General features: G+C 75.9%; 14 protein-coding genes. 5 read left to right on the top strand and 9 right to left on the bottom strand.

Going from position 1 to position 13,724, the window contains the following annotated elements; genetic code table 11:
- Positions 1 to 78 precede the first annotated feature (78 nt).
- Positions 79 to 1,041, top strand: coding sequence for a GlxA family transcriptional regulator (locus J0910_RS17785; protein WP_420159651.1), 963 nt, complete (start codon positions 79 to 81; stop codon positions 1,039 to 1,041).
- A 157-nt stretch (positions 1,042 to 1,198) separates the two neighbouring features.
- On the opposite strand, the gene J0910_RS17780 is transcribed toward J0910_RS17785, so the two are convergent.
- The 4 genes from J0910_RS17780 to J0910_RS17765 form a co-directional block, all read right to left on the bottom strand.
- Positions 1,199 to 1,951 (bottom strand): ABC transporter, encoded by a 753-nt coding sequence (locus J0910_RS17780; RefSeq protein ID WP_420159650.1) that lies wholly within the window; start codon positions 1,949 to 1,951, stop codon positions 1,199 to 1,201.
- Complete coding sequence (locus J0910_RS17775) at positions 1,948 to 2,742, bottom strand: ABC transporter permease (protein WP_420159649.1); 795 nt, start codon at positions 2,740 to 2,742, stop codon at positions 1,948 to 1,950. Before J0910_RS17775 ends, J0910_RS17780 begins: the two co-directional genes overlap by 4 nt.
- A 5-nt stretch (positions 2,743 to 2,747) precedes the next feature.
- On the bottom strand, positions 2,748 to 3,464 hold the full coding sequence (locus J0910_RS17770; protein ID WP_420159648.1) for an ABC transporter ATP-binding protein: 717 nt from the start codon (positions 3,462 to 3,464) through the stop codon (positions 2,748 to 2,750).
- Between the two features lie 137 nt (positions 3,465 to 3,601).
- Positions 3,602 to 4,228, bottom strand: coding sequence for a response regulator transcription factor (locus J0910_RS17765; protein ID WP_420159647.1), 627 nt, complete (start codon positions 4,226 to 4,228; stop codon positions 3,602 to 3,604).
- 262 nt (positions 4,229 to 4,490) lie between these two features.
- Between J0910_RS17765 and J0910_RS17760 the strand changes: the two genes are divergently transcribed.
- Complete coding sequence (locus J0910_RS17760; protein WP_420159646.1) at positions 4,491 to 5,570, top strand: sensor histidine kinase; 1,080 nt, start codon at positions 4,491 to 4,493, stop codon at positions 5,568 to 5,570.
- A 57-nt stretch (positions 5,571 to 5,627) separates the two neighbouring features.
- Here the strand turns inward: J0910_RS17760 and J0910_RS17755 are convergent, their stop codons facing one another.
- The 3 genes from J0910_RS17755 to J0910_RS17745 form a co-directional block, all read right to left on the bottom strand.
- Complete coding sequence (locus J0910_RS17755) at positions 5,628 to 6,200, bottom strand: TetR/AcrR family transcriptional regulator (protein WP_420159645.1); 573 nt, start codon at positions 6,198 to 6,200, stop codon at positions 5,628 to 5,630.
- A gap of 448 nt (positions 6,201 to 6,648) precedes the next feature.
- A complete protein-coding gene (locus tag J0910_RS17750) occupies positions 6,649 to 8,037 on the bottom strand; it encodes an amidase (RefSeq protein WP_420159644.1) in 1,389 nt (462 codons plus the stop codon).
- Entirely contained in the window at positions 8,024 to 8,200 is a 177-nt protein-coding gene (locus J0910_RS17745; RefSeq protein WP_420159643.1) for a hypothetical protein, read from the bottom strand. The genes J0910_RS17750 and J0910_RS17745 overlap by 14 nt, the downstream gene beginning before the upstream one ends.
- 133 nt (positions 8,201 to 8,333) lie before the next feature.
- On the opposite strand from J0910_RS17745, the gene J0910_RS17740 reads away from it, so the two are divergent.
- Positions 8,334 to 9,236 carry an MBL fold metallo-hydrolase gene (locus J0910_RS17740; RefSeq protein WP_420159642.1) on the top strand — a complete coding sequence of 301 codons (903 nt, stop codon included), beginning with the start codon at positions 8,334 to 8,336 and terminating at the stop codon, positions 9,234 to 9,236.
- A 307-nt stretch (positions 9,237 to 9,543) separates the two neighbouring features.
- Here the strand turns inward: J0910_RS17740 and J0910_RS17735 are convergent, their stop codons facing one another.
- A complete protein-coding gene (locus J0910_RS17735; RefSeq protein WP_420159641.1) occupies positions 9,544 to 10,821 on the bottom strand; it encodes an MFS transporter in 1,278 nt (425 codons plus the stop codon).
- A 97-nt stretch (positions 10,822 to 10,918) separates the two neighbouring features.
- Between J0910_RS17735 and J0910_RS17730 the strand changes: the two genes are divergently transcribed.
- Positions 10,919 to 11,884 (top strand): LysR family transcriptional regulator, encoded by a 966-nt coding sequence (locus tag J0910_RS17730; RefSeq protein WP_420159640.1) that lies wholly within the window; start codon positions 10,919 to 10,921, stop codon positions 11,882 to 11,884.
- A gap of 341 nt (positions 11,885 to 12,225) precedes the next feature.
- On the opposite strand, the gene J0910_RS17725 is transcribed toward J0910_RS17730, so the two are convergent.
- Entirely contained in the window at positions 12,226 to 12,675 is a 450-nt protein-coding gene (locus J0910_RS17725) for an iron chaperone (protein ID WP_420159639.1), read from the bottom strand.
- Positions 12,676 to 13,066: 391 nt separating this feature from the next.
- On the opposite strand from J0910_RS17725, the gene J0910_RS17720 reads away from it, so the two are divergent.
- Positions 13,067 to 13,660 (top strand): HD domain-containing protein, encoded by a 594-nt coding sequence (locus J0910_RS17720; protein WP_420159638.1) that lies wholly within the window; start codon positions 13,067 to 13,069, stop codon positions 13,658 to 13,660.
- Positions 13,661 to 13,724: the final 64 nt, after the last annotated feature.

Raw genomic sequence — 13,724 nt, 5'->3', positions numbered from 1 at the left:
GCTCGCGGGCTCCGCCCCGGACGGCGAGTGGCGCGTACGCCGATGTACGATGGGTTCACGCCAGAGGAGGGGGCGGACGTGCGGATCGGGATCCACGCCTTCGACGGCGTCACCATGTTCCACCTGGCCGTCCCGCAGATGGTCTTCGGCGAGGTCGCCCGGCAGGGCCTCGGCGACTGGGAGGCGTTCCTGTTCGGCGACGGCCCGGAGGAGGTCCGCACCGAGGAGGGGTACCGGATCGGGGGCATCCGCGGCCCCGAGTCCGCCGGCGCGGCCGACGTCCTGGTCATGCCGTCCTGGTTCGCCGACGGCCGCCCCGCCGGAGCCGGGGTGCGCGCGCTGCTCACGGCCGCGCACGCCAGGGGCGCGACGGTCGTCGGGCTCTGCCTCGGGGCGATCCCGGTGGCCGACGCCGGGCTGCTCGCCGGGCGCCCGGTCGTCACGCACTGGCGGTTCTTCGGACTCCTGGAGCGGCGCCACCCGGAGCTCACCCTGGACGAGTCCGTGCTCTACATCGACCACGGGGACGTCCTCACCTCGGCGGGAACCGCGTCCGGGCTGGACGCCTGCCTGCACCTGGTCCGCTCGCGCCTCGGCGCGGAGGCGGCCGGCAAGGTCGCGCGCAGCCTGGTCATCGCGCCGCACCGGGAGGGCGGGCAGGCCCAGTACATCGAGCGCCCGCTGCCCGAGCGCCCCGAGGACGGCGCGGTCTCCCGGGCGATGGAGTGGGCCGCGCACCACCTGGCCGAACCGCTGCCGATCGGGCGGCTGGCCGCCGCCGCCCGGATGAGCACGCGGACGTTCGTCCGGGCGTTCCGCGCGGCGGCCGGGACGACGCCCGCCGCCTGGGTGCGCGCCCGGCGCCTGGACGAGGCCCGCCGGATGCTGGAGACCACCGACCTGCCCGTGGACAGGATCGCGGAGGAGTGCGGCTTCGGGAGCGCCGTCACGATGCGGCAGAACTTCTCCGCCGCGTTCCGCACCTCGCCCTCGCGGTACCGCCGCCGCTTCCGCCCCGAAGCGGCGGAACCGGCGGGCTGAGCCCCGGCCCGGGGAGGCCCGCACCGGCGATCCCGGAGAACGGCACCGCCGACGAGGCCGGCCCGGAGGCCGCGGCCCGGGTCCGCCTGGACGCCCGCGCCCCCTCGCCGTACACGGCCGAGGGCCGCCAGGGCGTCCGCCGGGCGGCCGGGGCGGTTCAGGCGTCGCGCCGGATCAGGGCCGCCCCGTACCCGGCGAGAGAGAGGAGGGCCCACAGCGCGAGGGTGAGCGCGGCGGTCCCCGGCGGGAGTTCGTGCACGTCGTAGGCGGGGGTCCCGACCAGGCTCAGCGCCGCCTGGTCGGGCAGGAACCGGAGCCCCGCGGGCCATTGCAGGACACCGGTGGCGACGACGACGGGGAGGGTGACCAGGATCCCCAGGGGCGCGATCGCGCTGCGGAGAAGGCCGGCGAGGCCGAAGGCGACGGCCGACATGAGCACGTACACGGCGACCCAGCGCCCGAGGTCGAGGAGGAGCCCGCCGGCCCCCGGCCCTGCCGAGACCCCGATGATCAGCCGCGCCGGGGCGAGTGCGATGACCGCGGCGGCGAGCGCCGCCGCGATCATGGCGGCCACCTTCCCGAGCAGGAGAACGCGCCGGTCGGGCGTTGCGGTGAGGCTCATCCGGAGCTGCCCGCCGCGGTACTCGCCGGCCGCGGCGTACACGGGCAGGACCAGGAACGCGTAGACCGGGGCGAGCATGAGGGTGCCGAAGGAGGAGAGCGTCGACGGCTCCCGGGCGCCCCCGGTGTAGAAGGTCGTGCCCGACGCGTCGATCACCGCCAGGAGGGTGTTCACGGCCGCCGCGGCGGCGAGCAGGGCGATGGCGATCGGATCCGTGGCGATCTTGACGGCCTCCGCGGCGATGACGTCGCGCCGGCGGATCTCGGGAGGTGCGGCCGCCGTGCTCATCGGGCGTCCCTCCTCTTGACGGCCAGCGCCGCGGCGGCGGCGGCCGCCAGCGCCCAGGAGGCCAGGACGGCCGCGCCGTGCACGGCGCCGCCGGTCAGGGGGGCGCCCGCGTCGCGACCCTGCAGCAGGAGGTTGCGCGCCGCGCTCAACGGCAGGAACGCGTCCGCGGCGGGCGAGACCACCGCGACGACCTGCGCCATGGTCAGCATGATCAGGAGCACCACCGCGACGACCCCGGCCGGCGTGCGCCGGCCGATGAGGGTGATCCCGGTGCCGATCAGCGTGAACGTGACGGTGAACAGCAGCAGGCGGGCCTCGGTGGCCAGCATTTCCGGGCTCCACAGCATGCCGGGGTTCCAGTCCCTGACCGCGGCGTAGGTGAACGCCGAGGCGATGGCGATGCACACGGTCCCGAGCGCGAGCGCGTAGACCGCCGTGGCGAGGAACTTGCCCAGGACCAGGCGGGTCCGGTCGGGCACGGCGACCACGCTCAGTCCCAGCTGCCCGGCGCGGAACTCCGCACCGGCGATCACCGCGCCGAGTATCGGGAAGAGGAGGCCCGGATTGAAGACGCTGACGCCGAGCGTCTGGCGGAGCTCGGTTTCGGCGTGGACGAGCCGCCCGTCGACCTCGGTCATCCCGTCGGGGCGCACACCGGCGACCGTATCGATGTTGAAACCGAGGGTCTGGTACTGGAAGAAGACGTTGAGCGCGAGGACGGCGCCGGTCATGACCCAGACGCTCGGGAGGGTCAGGGCCTTCGTCAGCTCGGAGCGGATGACGTCCGGCACGCCGATCACCGGCTCTGCCCGGATCGGCTGCTGCCGGTCAGTGAGAAGAACGCCTCTTCGAGCGAGGCATGCCCTTCGGTGACCTCGCCCAGGGTGCCGTTCGCGATGATTCGGCCCTTGTCGATGACCACGATGTCGTCGACGGTCTCCGCGGTCTCGCCCATCAGGTGGCTGGAGAGCAGCACGGTGTTCCCCTGGTCCGCGTACCGCCGCAGGAACGTGCGGACGGCGCGGATGCCCTCGGGGTCGAGGCCGTTGACCGGTTCGTCGAGGACGAGGACGCGCGGCTCTCCGAGCAGCGCCGCGGCCAGGCCCAGCCGCTGCTTCATGCCCAGGGAGTACTTGCCCACCCGCACCTTCGCGGCTTCGGAGAGGCCCACCGTCTCCAGGACCTCCGAGATCCGCCGGGACGGGATGCGGTTGGACCGGGCGATCCAGCGCAGGTGGTCGACCCCGCGGCGCTCCGGGACCGCCGAGGCTCCGTCGAGCATCGCACCGACGGTCCTCAGCGGCTGCCGTATCGAGGTGTACGGCCGGCCGTCGATGAGCGCCGTCCCGGAAGCGGCCCGGTCGAGCCCCAGGAGAATGCGGAGCGTGCTCGATTTTCCGGCCCCGTTCGGACCGAGGAACCCGGTGACCCGCCCGGGGGCGGCGGTGAAACTCACCCCGTCGACGGCGGTCTTGGATCCGTACTTCTTTGAAACGTTCTTCACTTCGATCATCGGCGCCGGTTTCCTCGGGTCGATCGCTTTTCTCCGTCAGGCTCCAGCGTCGCGCCCGGGGGGCCGCCGTGCTGACACCCGAAAGCGGACACTTGGCGGCGCGCGCGGCGGAACCGGCCCCCGAAGGCCGATCGGCCTCAGCGGACGACGCCCGCCTCATAGGCCAGGGCGACGAGGTGGGTCCGGTTCCTGGCCCCGAACTTCTCGAACATCCGCCGGAGATACGTCCGCACGGTCTCGTTGCTCAGATGGAGTTCGTCCGCGATGTCCTGGCTTCTGTACCCCGCCGCCAGGAGCCGGCAGATCTTCGCCTGCTGCTCGGTGAAGGACGGGCGCTCCCCGTTCCGCCCGGTGTCCTCCCGGGCGGGCAGGAGGCCGGCCAGGCGGGACGCCACGTCCAGCGCCAGCGACGCGTGCCCGGCGTGGACGGCCCGGACGGCGCTCAGTATCCGGACGGGTGAAGCGCTCTTCAGGAGGAAACCGGATACGCCGAAGCGCAGCGCCTCGTGCACGTATTCGTCGCGGTCGAACGCCGTGAGCATCACGGTCCTGGTCGCCGGGGAGCGCCGGTGCAGGTCGCGGGCGACCTCGATGCCGCTCGGCCCCGGCATTTCGACATCGAGCAGCAGGATGTCCGGTTCCACTTCGGCCAGGCGCTCGGCCAGCCCTCTTCCGGTTTCGGCGGAGCCGACCAGGTTCAAATCGGGGACCTTCTCGAAGAACCTCTCGTAGACGCGCAGGAATCCGGCGTCGTCGTCGGCCATGAAAACGTCTATGCTTTCCCGGGAGGAAAGGCCGCCCCCGCCCGCGCTGAAACAGGCGGCGTCCGCCTGAGTGGGGGAAGATGAATTCGATGCCCGCACGTTCATTTCCCCTCCGTGGAAACGGTTCACCGATATCGGGGGCAGGGATGTTAGCACGCCGGTCGTGCGGTCCGGATCTCCGTTCCGGGGCCGGCGCGTGAGAAGACGGGTGGGAACAGGTCCCCGGGACGCGCCGGGCCGGCGCTCCGCCGCCTCACGGCTCGTGGAGGCCGCCGTTTCGGCGGCGGCCGTACTGGTCTTCTGGGTCCCTCCGCTCCTCGCCCTCGACGGGGGAGGGCAGCGGCTGCTCGGCGCCTCGATGGCGGGGGTCCTGGGGTGCGCGATGCTGCTCCGGTGGCGGCGGCCGGGGGCGGCGGTGGCCGCGGCGCTCGGCGCCACGGCGGCCGGCTGGGCGGTGTCGGCCACCACCGACCCCATGATCGGGGCGGCCTGGTGCCTGTACCCCCTGGCGCTGGAGGGTCGGTCCCGGAAGCGTGCCGCCGGCCCCGTCGCCGTCGGGGTCCTGGTGGCGGCGGCCCTCATGCTGGGGATCAGCGTGCCGGAGGGGGACCCGGTACAGCGGGTCGTCTTCGGCCTCGGCGCGATCGGCACCGCCTGGCTCCTCGCGCGCAGCGAGGCGGAGCGGGCCGGCGCGGTCCGGCGGGCGGAGCGCAGGCGGGCCGAGTTCGAGCAGGCGCAGCGGGAAGTCGCCATGGCCCGCGAGGTGCACGACATCGTGGGGCACGCGCTGAGCACCATCAGTGCCGAAGCGGGTGTCGCGCGCGCCGTTTCGCATTCGGACAAGGGGGAGATGCTCGAAGCCCTGGAGGACATCGAGCACCGTTCGCGCGCCGCGCTGGAGGAGGTGCAGGCCCTGGTCCGGGCCCTGCGCCGGCGCGACCGCGCCCCGCTCGACGGGGGCGGGCGCGGCGCCGCCGCGCTCCGCGAACTGGTCGCGGCGGCGAGGATGAGCGGGGTGGACGTGGACGCCCGTATCGACCTGCCGGAATGCGGGAAAGAGGTCGTTCTGGTGGCCACCCGGGTGGCCCAGGAGGCGCTGAGCAACATGGTCCGGCACGCGGCGGCCGAGCGGTGCGAACTCATGGTGGCGCCGGTCGGGGAGAGCCTCGTGGTCCGGGTCGACGACGACGGCAGGGGGATCCCGCCCGGCGGGCGTGCGGGGTCGGGGATCGCCGGGATGCGCGAACGCGTCGAATCGGTCGGCGGCCGCCTGACGGTCTCCGACCGCCTGGGCGGAGGGACGCGCGTCCTGGCCGAGCTGCCGATGCCGGTGCGGGAGTGACCCCTGCGCGCCGTTCCTCCCGGGGCGCAGGGGCCGGCCGGTACCGCTCGGCCGGGGCTAGCGGTCCGCCGTCCAGGTGGTGAGCAGGTCGGCGACCAGGCCGCGGGCGTATCCGGAATCGAGGCCGCCGGGGCGGAAGAGGACACGGTACATCAGCGGCGCGACGACCCGGTCCAGGACGGTCTCGACGCCGGGCGCGTCCTCCCCTCGGGCGGCGGCGCGGGCGAGGACGGTCCCGACCTGCTCGGCCGCATAGGACGAGCACAGGGCGGGGTTGCCGCCCTCCGGGTCGCCGAGCAGGGCGTCGCGGATGTAGGCCCGGCCGGGGGCGGAGCTCATCTCGTCGAGGAACAGCTCCGCCCAGGCCGCCAGGTCCTCGGCCAAGCCGCCCAGGTCCTCCGGGGGCGCTTCGGGGCGCAGCCGCTCCACCGCCACGTCGGAGAGCAGCCCCTGCAGGTCGCCCCAGCGGCGGTAGACCGTTGACGGGGTGACCCCGGCGCGCGCCGCGATGAGCGGCACGGTAAGGGCGTCGCGGCCCGATTCCGCCACCAGCTCGCGCACGGCGGCATGGACCGACTGCTGGACCCGGGCGCTGCGCCCACCTGGGCGTACGGTCGGTTTGCTGGGCATGGCGACACTCTAAGGCAAAGATTTCGCGCAAGGATCGGGGGAGGAGGCCGCCCTGTCGCATGCCCGCGGCAGGGCAGGGGAGGGGCCGCGGGCGGGTCGCGCCCGGAGCTCGTGGCGGTCTGCACCACCCGGGAGGCGGTCGGCGGACCCGGAAGGACCGTGCGGGCGGGCGGTTCGGGACCGCTCTGCGCCCGGCCGCAGGGGGCGTGCAGCCGGATGGGGCCGTGCTCCGTGCGGAGCGTGCGCGATGAGGGGCCGCCGGCGCCGTCGGCGAGCCCCCTACATGCCGCGTTTCTCCAGGTGCCGGCCGGTGTCGGCCACGACGCCGATGAGCCGGCCGGAGTCCGCGCCCATCTCGCCGGAGAAGCGGGCCCGGCCCTCAGGATCGGCCGTGCCGGGCGGCTCCCCGTCCCGGCCGAACCCGGGCCGAGCGGGGCCCGGGAGGGGGTCAGCGCACCGGCGCGATTCCCGGGCCGGGTTCGGCCTGTTCGTAGGCGTGGCCGATGCGGAGCAGTACCGCCTCGGTGAAGGGGCGGCCGAGCAGCTGCATCCCGATCGGCATCCCCGCCCCGTCCCGGCCGACCGGGACGGACAGCGAGGGCACACCGGTGACGTTCGCGGGGGCCGACAGCCGCACATAGGCATCGGAGACGGCCTCCGCCGAGCCGTCGGGCCAGGTGAGCCTCTCCTCCCCGGTGCGCACCGCGGTCACCGGGGTGGCCGGCGCGGCGATCGCGTCGACCCCCTCCAGCAGCCGCGCCCACTCCCGCCGCATCAGCGTCCGGGCCCGCTGGGCCCGCAGGTGGTCCGGTGCGCTCAGCCGCGCTCCGGCCTCGAGGAGGAGGCGGACGTCCTCCCCGTACAGCTCGGGCGCCGTGCGCAGCGTCGGCTCGTGGTAGGCGGCGGCCTCCGGGGCCACCAGGCCGTGCAGGACCGCCTGGGCGTAGCGGGCCAGCGGGATCTCGACCTCGACGGTGCGGGCGCCGAGCTCCTCCAGCCGGGCGACGGCCCGCTGGACCGCGGCCTCCACCTCCGGGTCCACCCGGTCGAAGTAGTGGTTGCGCGGCACGCCGACGCGCAGTCCGGTCAGGTCCGGGTCGGGCCCGGGGCGGAGGTCCGCGGAGGGGGCGGGCACCGACGCCGGGTCGCGCGGGTCGTGTCCGGCGAGGACGGACAGCGCCAGGGCCGCGTCCCGCGCGGTGCGGGTGATCGGGCCGACGTGGTCCAGCGACCAGGAGAGCGGGGTCACGCCGTGCCGGGAGACCAGGCCGTAGGTCGGCTTGAGGCCGACGGCCCCGTTCAGCGCGGACGGCACCCGGATCGACCCGCCGGTGTCGGTGCCCAGGGCGAAGGTCGCGCTTCCCGCCGCCACGGCGACGGCCGATCCGCCGCTGGAGCCGCCGGCGATCCGGCCGCGGTCCCAGGCGTTGCGGGTCTGCGGGGTGATGAGCCCGTAGGCGAACTCGTGGGTGCGGGTCTTCCCGATCGGGACGGCGCCGGCCGCCAGCAGCCGCTTGGTGACCTCGGCGTCGGAGTGCGCGCGGTGGCCCTCCCGGACCCGCGAGCCCGCCCCGGTGGGCCGGCCCGCGACGTCGATCAGGTCCTTCAGGCCGACGGGGACGCCGAGCAGCGGGCGGAACCGCCCGGCCGCGGCCTCGCGCTCGGCCCGCCGCGCCCCGGCGCGCGCGGATTCGGCGTCGACCGAGGCGTAGGCGCCCAGGTGCGGCTCGACCTCCTCCAGCCGCTCCAGGACCGAGTCGACCAGTTCGACGGGGGAGAGCCGCCGTTCCCGCACCGCTTCGGCGGCGTCGGCGAGGGAGAGCTCATAGGGCCGCATCGGTGCGGGCCTCCTCTGCGCGGTAGGCGGCGGCGGGCGGGGTGTCGGCGAGGTCGAGCTCGTGCAGGAGGGCGACGACGGAGCGGAGGTGCTCGGCGACGGCGGCCACCCGGGCGTCCCGGTCGGCCTCCGGCGGTACGGGTCCATCCGGTGCATCCGGCATGCGGGGGTCTTCCCTTCCGGTCGGTGAAGAACGGGGCGGTGCCCGTAAAAGCTAAATATTTGCGTTAGTGGAGTGTAGGGACCTAGGGTCACCGGAGGCAACCCGCCGCGGCCCACCAGGAGGAGGCCTCCCCATGCGACACGGCCGGACTGAGAGCACACCGTTCTGGGATGTGGGAGGGGTGCGGGTGCACCGCATCGACGAGACCCCGCTCCCGCCGCCGACCGGCCCCTGGCTGCTCCCCGGCGCCACCCCCGACCTGGTCGCGGAGGAGGAGTGGCTGCGCCCCGCCTACGCCGGCGGCGACGGCCTGCTCCGCCTGGACAGCCACGGCTTCGCGCTGGTCGCGGGCGGCAGGCGGATCCTCGTCGACACCGGGATCGGCAACGGGAAGACCCGGGCGAACCCGGCCTGGAACGGCCTGCGCACCGGCTACCTGGAGCGGCTCACCGCCGCCGGGTTCCCGCCGGACTCCGTCGACCTGGTGGTCCTCACCCACCTGCACACCGACCACGTCGGCTGGAACACCCTCGAGCGGTCCGGCGCATGGGAGCCGACCTTCCCCAACGCCCGCTACGTCGTCTCCCGGGCCGAGCGGGACTTCTGGCGGGGGTATGAGATGGACGCGGCGCGGCGGCAGATGTTCCGCGACTCCGTGGACCCCGTCGAGGAGGCGGGGCTGCTCGACCCGGTCGACGTCCCGGCGGAGGGGGCCGAGGCCGCCCCGGGCGTGCGCCTGCTGCCCACTCCCGGGCACACCCCGGGCCACGTCGCCGTCCGGCTGGACGGAGGCGGCGGGACGGCGCTGATCACCGGCGACTGCGTCCACCACCCGGTCCAGCTGGCCCGCCCGGACCTCACCAGCTGCGTCGACACCGACCCGGAGCAGGCCCGAGCGGTGCGCGGCGCACTGCTCGACTCGCTCGCCGGCACCGGGACCCTCCTCCTCGGCACGCACTTCCCGCCGCCCACCGCGGGCCGCGTGGTCCGGCACGGCGGCGGTTACCGGCTGGAACCGGTCCCCCCGGGGCGGTGAGCGGGCCGTGAAGAGCCCCCGGACGCCGGCGATGCCGGGGAGCCCCTTTTCGCAGGCTCCGCCCGGCGGTTCCGGGCCGAGTCCGCGTTCGGCGGGGCCGCCCCTCCCCGGAAGGGCCGCCCTGCGGGCGCCGCCTCCAAGGGGCGGGCGGCTGTTCGCCGGGGAGGCGTCCTCTCCGCTGCCCGGCGGCCGTCGCGGCCCGGCGGTGCGGGGCCCGCGGACGGCCGAGCCGCCGGCTCCGGGGGAGCCGGCGGCGGGACGGGCGGTCGCGGCGGAGGCCGGGGAGGGGCGTCCCCCCCCCGGGCGGCTACCCGGCGGAGGCGGGCGCCTCCCGACGGTCCCGCCGGTCCCGCCGGCCCCCGTCGGCGGCCTCATCGGCCCCCGCTCGCAGCCGCGCGGGCCCGGGGCCGAGCAGCCCGACGGCCAGGGAGGCGAAGGCCAGGCCCGCGGCGCCCCACAGCAGCGGAACGATGCCGGCCGCCTCGACGGCGGTGCCGCCGGCGAACGCCCCGAGGGCGATGGAGGCGGTGAACACGCCGACGTAGAGACCGGTGACCTGCTCGACCCGGTGCGGTGCGGCGCGGGTCATCCAGATCTGGCCGCCCACCGACACCCCGCCGTAGGCCAGCCCCCACAGGGCGACGGCGAGCCCGGCGAACACGCCGACCGCGCCGAGCAGGATCAGCAGCACGATCGCGGCGCCGATGCCGCCGGCCAGGGCGAGCACCGTGGCCCGGGCGCGCCGCGCCGCCAGGGCGCCCGCGGCGAAGTTGCCGGCCAGCCCGAAGAGGCCGTACACCAGCAGCAGGAGGGCGACGCCGGACGGGGCGAGCCCGCCGTGCTCCTCCAGCACCGGCCGCACGTAGGTGTAGGCGGCGAAGTGCGCGGTGACCAGCGCGGTGATCACGATCAGGCCGGTGGCCACCGCCGGGGAGAGCGGCGACCGGCCGCCCGCGCCGCCGCCGGCCGGCGCGGGGCGGGGCAGCCGGGGCAGCACCGCCGCCAGGCCGGCGGCCAGGGCGACCGAGGCCGCGGCCAGGGCGCCGAACGCGGCGCGCCAGCCGAAGGCGTCGCCGATGACGGTGCCCAGCGGCACGCCGGCGACCGAGGCCGCCGCGACGCCGCTGACCGCGAAGGAGACCGCGAGCGCGGCGTCGCGCGGAGCGACGAGCCGGGGCGCGACCGCCGCCGCCAGCCCCCACACCGTCCCCATCCCGACGCCGAGGACGACCCGGGCGGCGATCAGCAGGGCGAACCCCTCGGCGAGGGCGGTCAGCGCGTTGCCCGCGGCCAGCACCAGCATCGCCGCCGCCAGCGCGGTCCGCCGGTCGAGTCCGCCGAGGAGCCGCGGCACCACGGGCGCGGTGGCGGCGGCGACCAGGCCGGTGGCGGTGAGGCTGAACCCCGCCGCCCCGGAGGAGACGCCCAGGCCGTCGGCCATCGGCGTGAGCACGCCGACCGGCAGCATCTCGGAGGTGACGACGGTGAAGGTGCTCAGGGAGAGGACGGCGATCGCGAACCACTGCCGAAGGGCGGTGCGCGCCGTGTCGTCGTCCGCCGCGAAGGGCGGAGCCGTGGAAGTCATGGGGACCAGCCAAGTACCCGCGACCGGCGCGAACAACAGCGATCCGCTCACGGATCGGTGAGCTAGGCTAACCGGTGTGCCGAGTGCGGGGAGAACGGTGAACCAGGTCCACGTCCAGCAGATCGAGTGCCTCATCGTGCTCTCCGAGGAGCTGCACTTCGGCCGCGCCGCCGAGCGCCTGGGGGTCTCCCGGAGCCGGGTCAGCCAGCTCGTCGCCGCGCTCGAGCGGCGGATCGGCGTCCGCCTCGTCCAGCGGACCAGCCGCCGGGTCTCCCTCACCCGGTTCGGCGCCCAGTTCGTCGACGAGGTGCGCCCCGCCTACGAGACCCTGGCCGCCGCCTTCCTCCGGGCCCGCGACCGCGCCATGCGCGGAGCCCTGCGGGAGCTGCGCATCGGCTTCCACGGCAGCCTCTACGAGGAGGTCGCCGAGGCCTTCCGCCGCCTGCGCACCCGGCACGAGGTGGCGGTCGCGCTGAGCGAGATCCCGCTCGGCTCGCCGTTCACCGCCGTGCTGGAGGGGCGCCTGGACGCCGCGATGGTCGAACTCCCGGTGCACGAGGACCGGCTGACCGTCGGCTACCGGTTCCCGCCGCAGGACCGGCTGCTCGCCGTCGCCGCAGGGCACCCGCTCGCCGGCCGCGAGCGGGTGCACGCCGAGGAGCTGGCCGGCCTCGACCTGCTGCACCCGGCCGGGGACGCCCCGGACTACTGGACGGCCGCCCGGGTGCCGCCGACCACGCCGTCGGGCGCGCCGATCCGCTCCACCACCGGCATCACCACGGTGCAGGAGGGGCTGGCCCTGGTCGCCGGCGGCGACCGCGCCATGCTGGTCTGCCGCCCGCTGGCCGAGCACACGCCCCGCGGCGACATGCGCTGCGTGCCGGTCGACGGCCTGGCCGAGCGGTCGCAGATGGCCCTGATCTGGCGCACCGCCGACGCCGCCCCGCAGCTGGCCGCCCTCGCCCGGCTGCTGGAAGAGGAGTACGGCGGCCCCGGCCCGGAGGCGGCCGGGCCGGCCGGAGCGGGGGAGCCCCGCACCCGGGTGGGCGCCGGCCCCGGCTGAACGCGGTGCCCGCGCGCCGCCGCCGGCGCCCCTCCAGGGCGGCGATCCCGGCGCCGGGCTCCTGCCGGGGCGGGGCGGCCCCCGCCTCCGCAGCGGCGCCGTACACCGTGGAGGCGGCGGCGCGCCGGGCGGGCGACCGGTCCGCGAAGAGCGCGTCCGCGCCGGAGCCCGCGCCGCGAAGGCGGGGTGCCGCGCGGAGTGCCCGGCGCATCGGCCGGTACCGCACCGCCGTGCGGCGGGAGGCCCGGCCGCGGCGGTTTCCCGCGGCACGCGGCCGGACCGCTCACGGGCGGCGGCGCGTGCGGGCATCGGCGCACCGCGCCGGCCAGGGGCCCCGCCGCTCACCGCACGGCGCGGGCGACCAGGTCGGCGATGGCCTTCTCCTCGGCGGGGCCGACCGCGGTCAGCGCGAACGACGTCGGCCAGAAGGAGCCGTCGTCGAGGGCCGCGACGTCGTTGAACCCGAAGGTCGCGTAGCGGGACTTGAACTTCGCCGCGCTCTGGAAGAAGCACAGGATCTTCCCGTCGAGCGCATAGGCCGGCATCCCGTACCAGGTCTTCGGCGCGAGCCGCGGCGCGGCCGCGGTGACGATCCCGTGCACCCGCTCGGCGAGGACGCGGTCCTCCTCCGGCATCTCGGCGATCTTCGCGAGCAGCTCGTTCAGCTCGGCCTCGGCCTTCGCGGCGCCCTTCGCGCGCCGTGCCTCGGCCCGCGCCTCGGCGGCGCGCTCCTTCATCGCGGCGCGCTCTTCGGCGGAAAGGCCGCCCGATCCCGCCTTGGAAGTGGCCATCGTGCTCTCCGATCTCTGCGTACGGCCGGTCCGGGGCGGACTCGGCTCCGATGAGCGCCGCCCGGGTGCCGGTCCCGCGCCGACCGGTGCCCTCCCCGACCGGCCGGGGAGCGCCGGGTGCGCGGCGGTGCTCATACCGGTCACGTTAGTGAGGCGGCCGGCGGCGTCGCTTCTCGATTCCTGACCGGTTCCCGCCCGCTCCGCCGGGCCCGGGGGCGCCGGCGGAGCGGTGCGCGGGCGGGCCCGCGCCGCCCGGTCGGCCCCCGGCCCTACGATGCACTCGTGCCCGCCGGCAGGCCGGGCGGGAACGGGAGAGGAGGGCACCCGTGGGTGTTCACGAGGGGTGCGGGCGCCGCACCGGCGGGGCGCCGGCCGGAGGGCGGCCGGCGCGGTGATCCTCAGCGCCGGGGAGATCCGCGCCCTGCACGAGAGGCACGCACCCTCACCGGAGGCGTTCGACCTGGTGTACACGCACTCCGAGATCGTGTGGGGGATCGCCGAGCAGCTGCTCCGCACGGCGGGCCGCGGCGCCGACCCCGAACTGGTCCGGGTCGGGTGCATGCTGCACGACATCGGCGTCTACCTGCTGTACACGCCCTCCGGGGCCTTCGACCGCGAGGGCTACGTCCGGCACGGCGTGCTCGGCCACGCCCTCCTCGCCGAGGAGGGGCTCCCCGAGGAGGTCCGCCGGTTCTGCTCCCGCCACACCGGCGTCGGCCTCTCCGCCGAGGACGTCCGCTCCCAGGGGCTGCCGATCCCCGTGGACGACTACACGGCGGAATCGGTGGAAGAGGAGCTGGTGATGTACGCCGACAAGTTCCACAGCAAGACCGACCCTCCGGTCTTCGTCTCTCCCGGCACCTATTCGGAGTCCGTCGCCCGCTTCGGCCGGGACAAGCGGGAGCGGTTCGCGGAGCTGAGGCGGCGGTTCGGCGACCCCGACCCCGCTCCCCTGATGGCGGTGCACGGCCACGGCCTGGTCTAGATCCGCGCGGCCCCGCGCCCCCGGCGGCCGGAGGCCCGGCCCGGTTCGTCGGCGGGGTGTGGTT

The organism is Nocardiopsis oceanisediminis, assembly GCF_048595525.1.
GTDB classification, from domain to species: domain Bacteria; phylum Actinomycetota; class Actinomycetes; order Streptosporangiales; family Streptosporangiaceae; genus Nocardiopsis_A; species Nocardiopsis_A oceanisediminis.
The sequence above is the reverse complement of the archived record's forward strand: the minus strand, read 5'-3'. Positions and strand labels throughout refer to the sequence as shown.

What these genes read in the sequence shown, in the direction of transcription:
- J0910_RS17780 (WP_420159650.1), bottom strand. Translation starts at nt 1,951, where the DNA reads ATGAGCACGGCGGCCGCACCTCCCGAGATCCGCCGGCGCGACGTCATC.
- J0910_RS17770 (WP_420159648.1), bottom strand. Translation starts at nt 3,464, where the DNA reads ATGATCGAAGTGAAGAACGTTTCAAAGAAGTACGGATCCAAGACCGCC.
- J0910_RS17765 (WP_420159647.1), bottom strand. Translation starts at nt 4,228, where the DNA reads ATGGCCGACGACGACGCCGGATTCCTGCGCGTCTACGAGAGGTTCTTC.
- J0910_RS17755 (WP_420159645.1), bottom strand. Translation starts at nt 6,200, where the DNA reads ATGCCCAGCAAACCGACCGTACGCCCAGGTGGGCGCAGCGCCCGGGTC.
- J0910_RS17750 (WP_420159644.1), bottom strand. Translation starts at nt 8,037, where the DNA reads ATGCGGCCCTATGAGCTCTCCCTCGCCGACGCCGCCGAAGCGGTGCGG.
- J0910_RS17745 (WP_420159643.1), bottom strand. Translation starts at nt 8,200, where the DNA reads ATGCCGGATGCACCGGATGGACCCGTACCGCCGGAGGCCGACCGGGAC.
- J0910_RS17740 (WP_420159642.1), top strand. Translation starts at nt 8,334, where the DNA reads ATGCGACACGGCCGGACTGAGAGCACACCGTTCTGGGATGTGGGAGGG.
- J0910_RS17735 (WP_420159641.1), bottom strand. Translation starts at nt 10,821, where the DNA reads ATGACTTCCACGGCTCCGCCCTTCGCGGCGGACGACGACACGGCGCGC.
- J0910_RS17725 (WP_420159639.1), bottom strand. Translation starts at nt 12,675, where the DNA reads ATGGCCACTTCCAAGGCGGGATCGGGCGGCCTTTCCGCCGAAGAGCGC.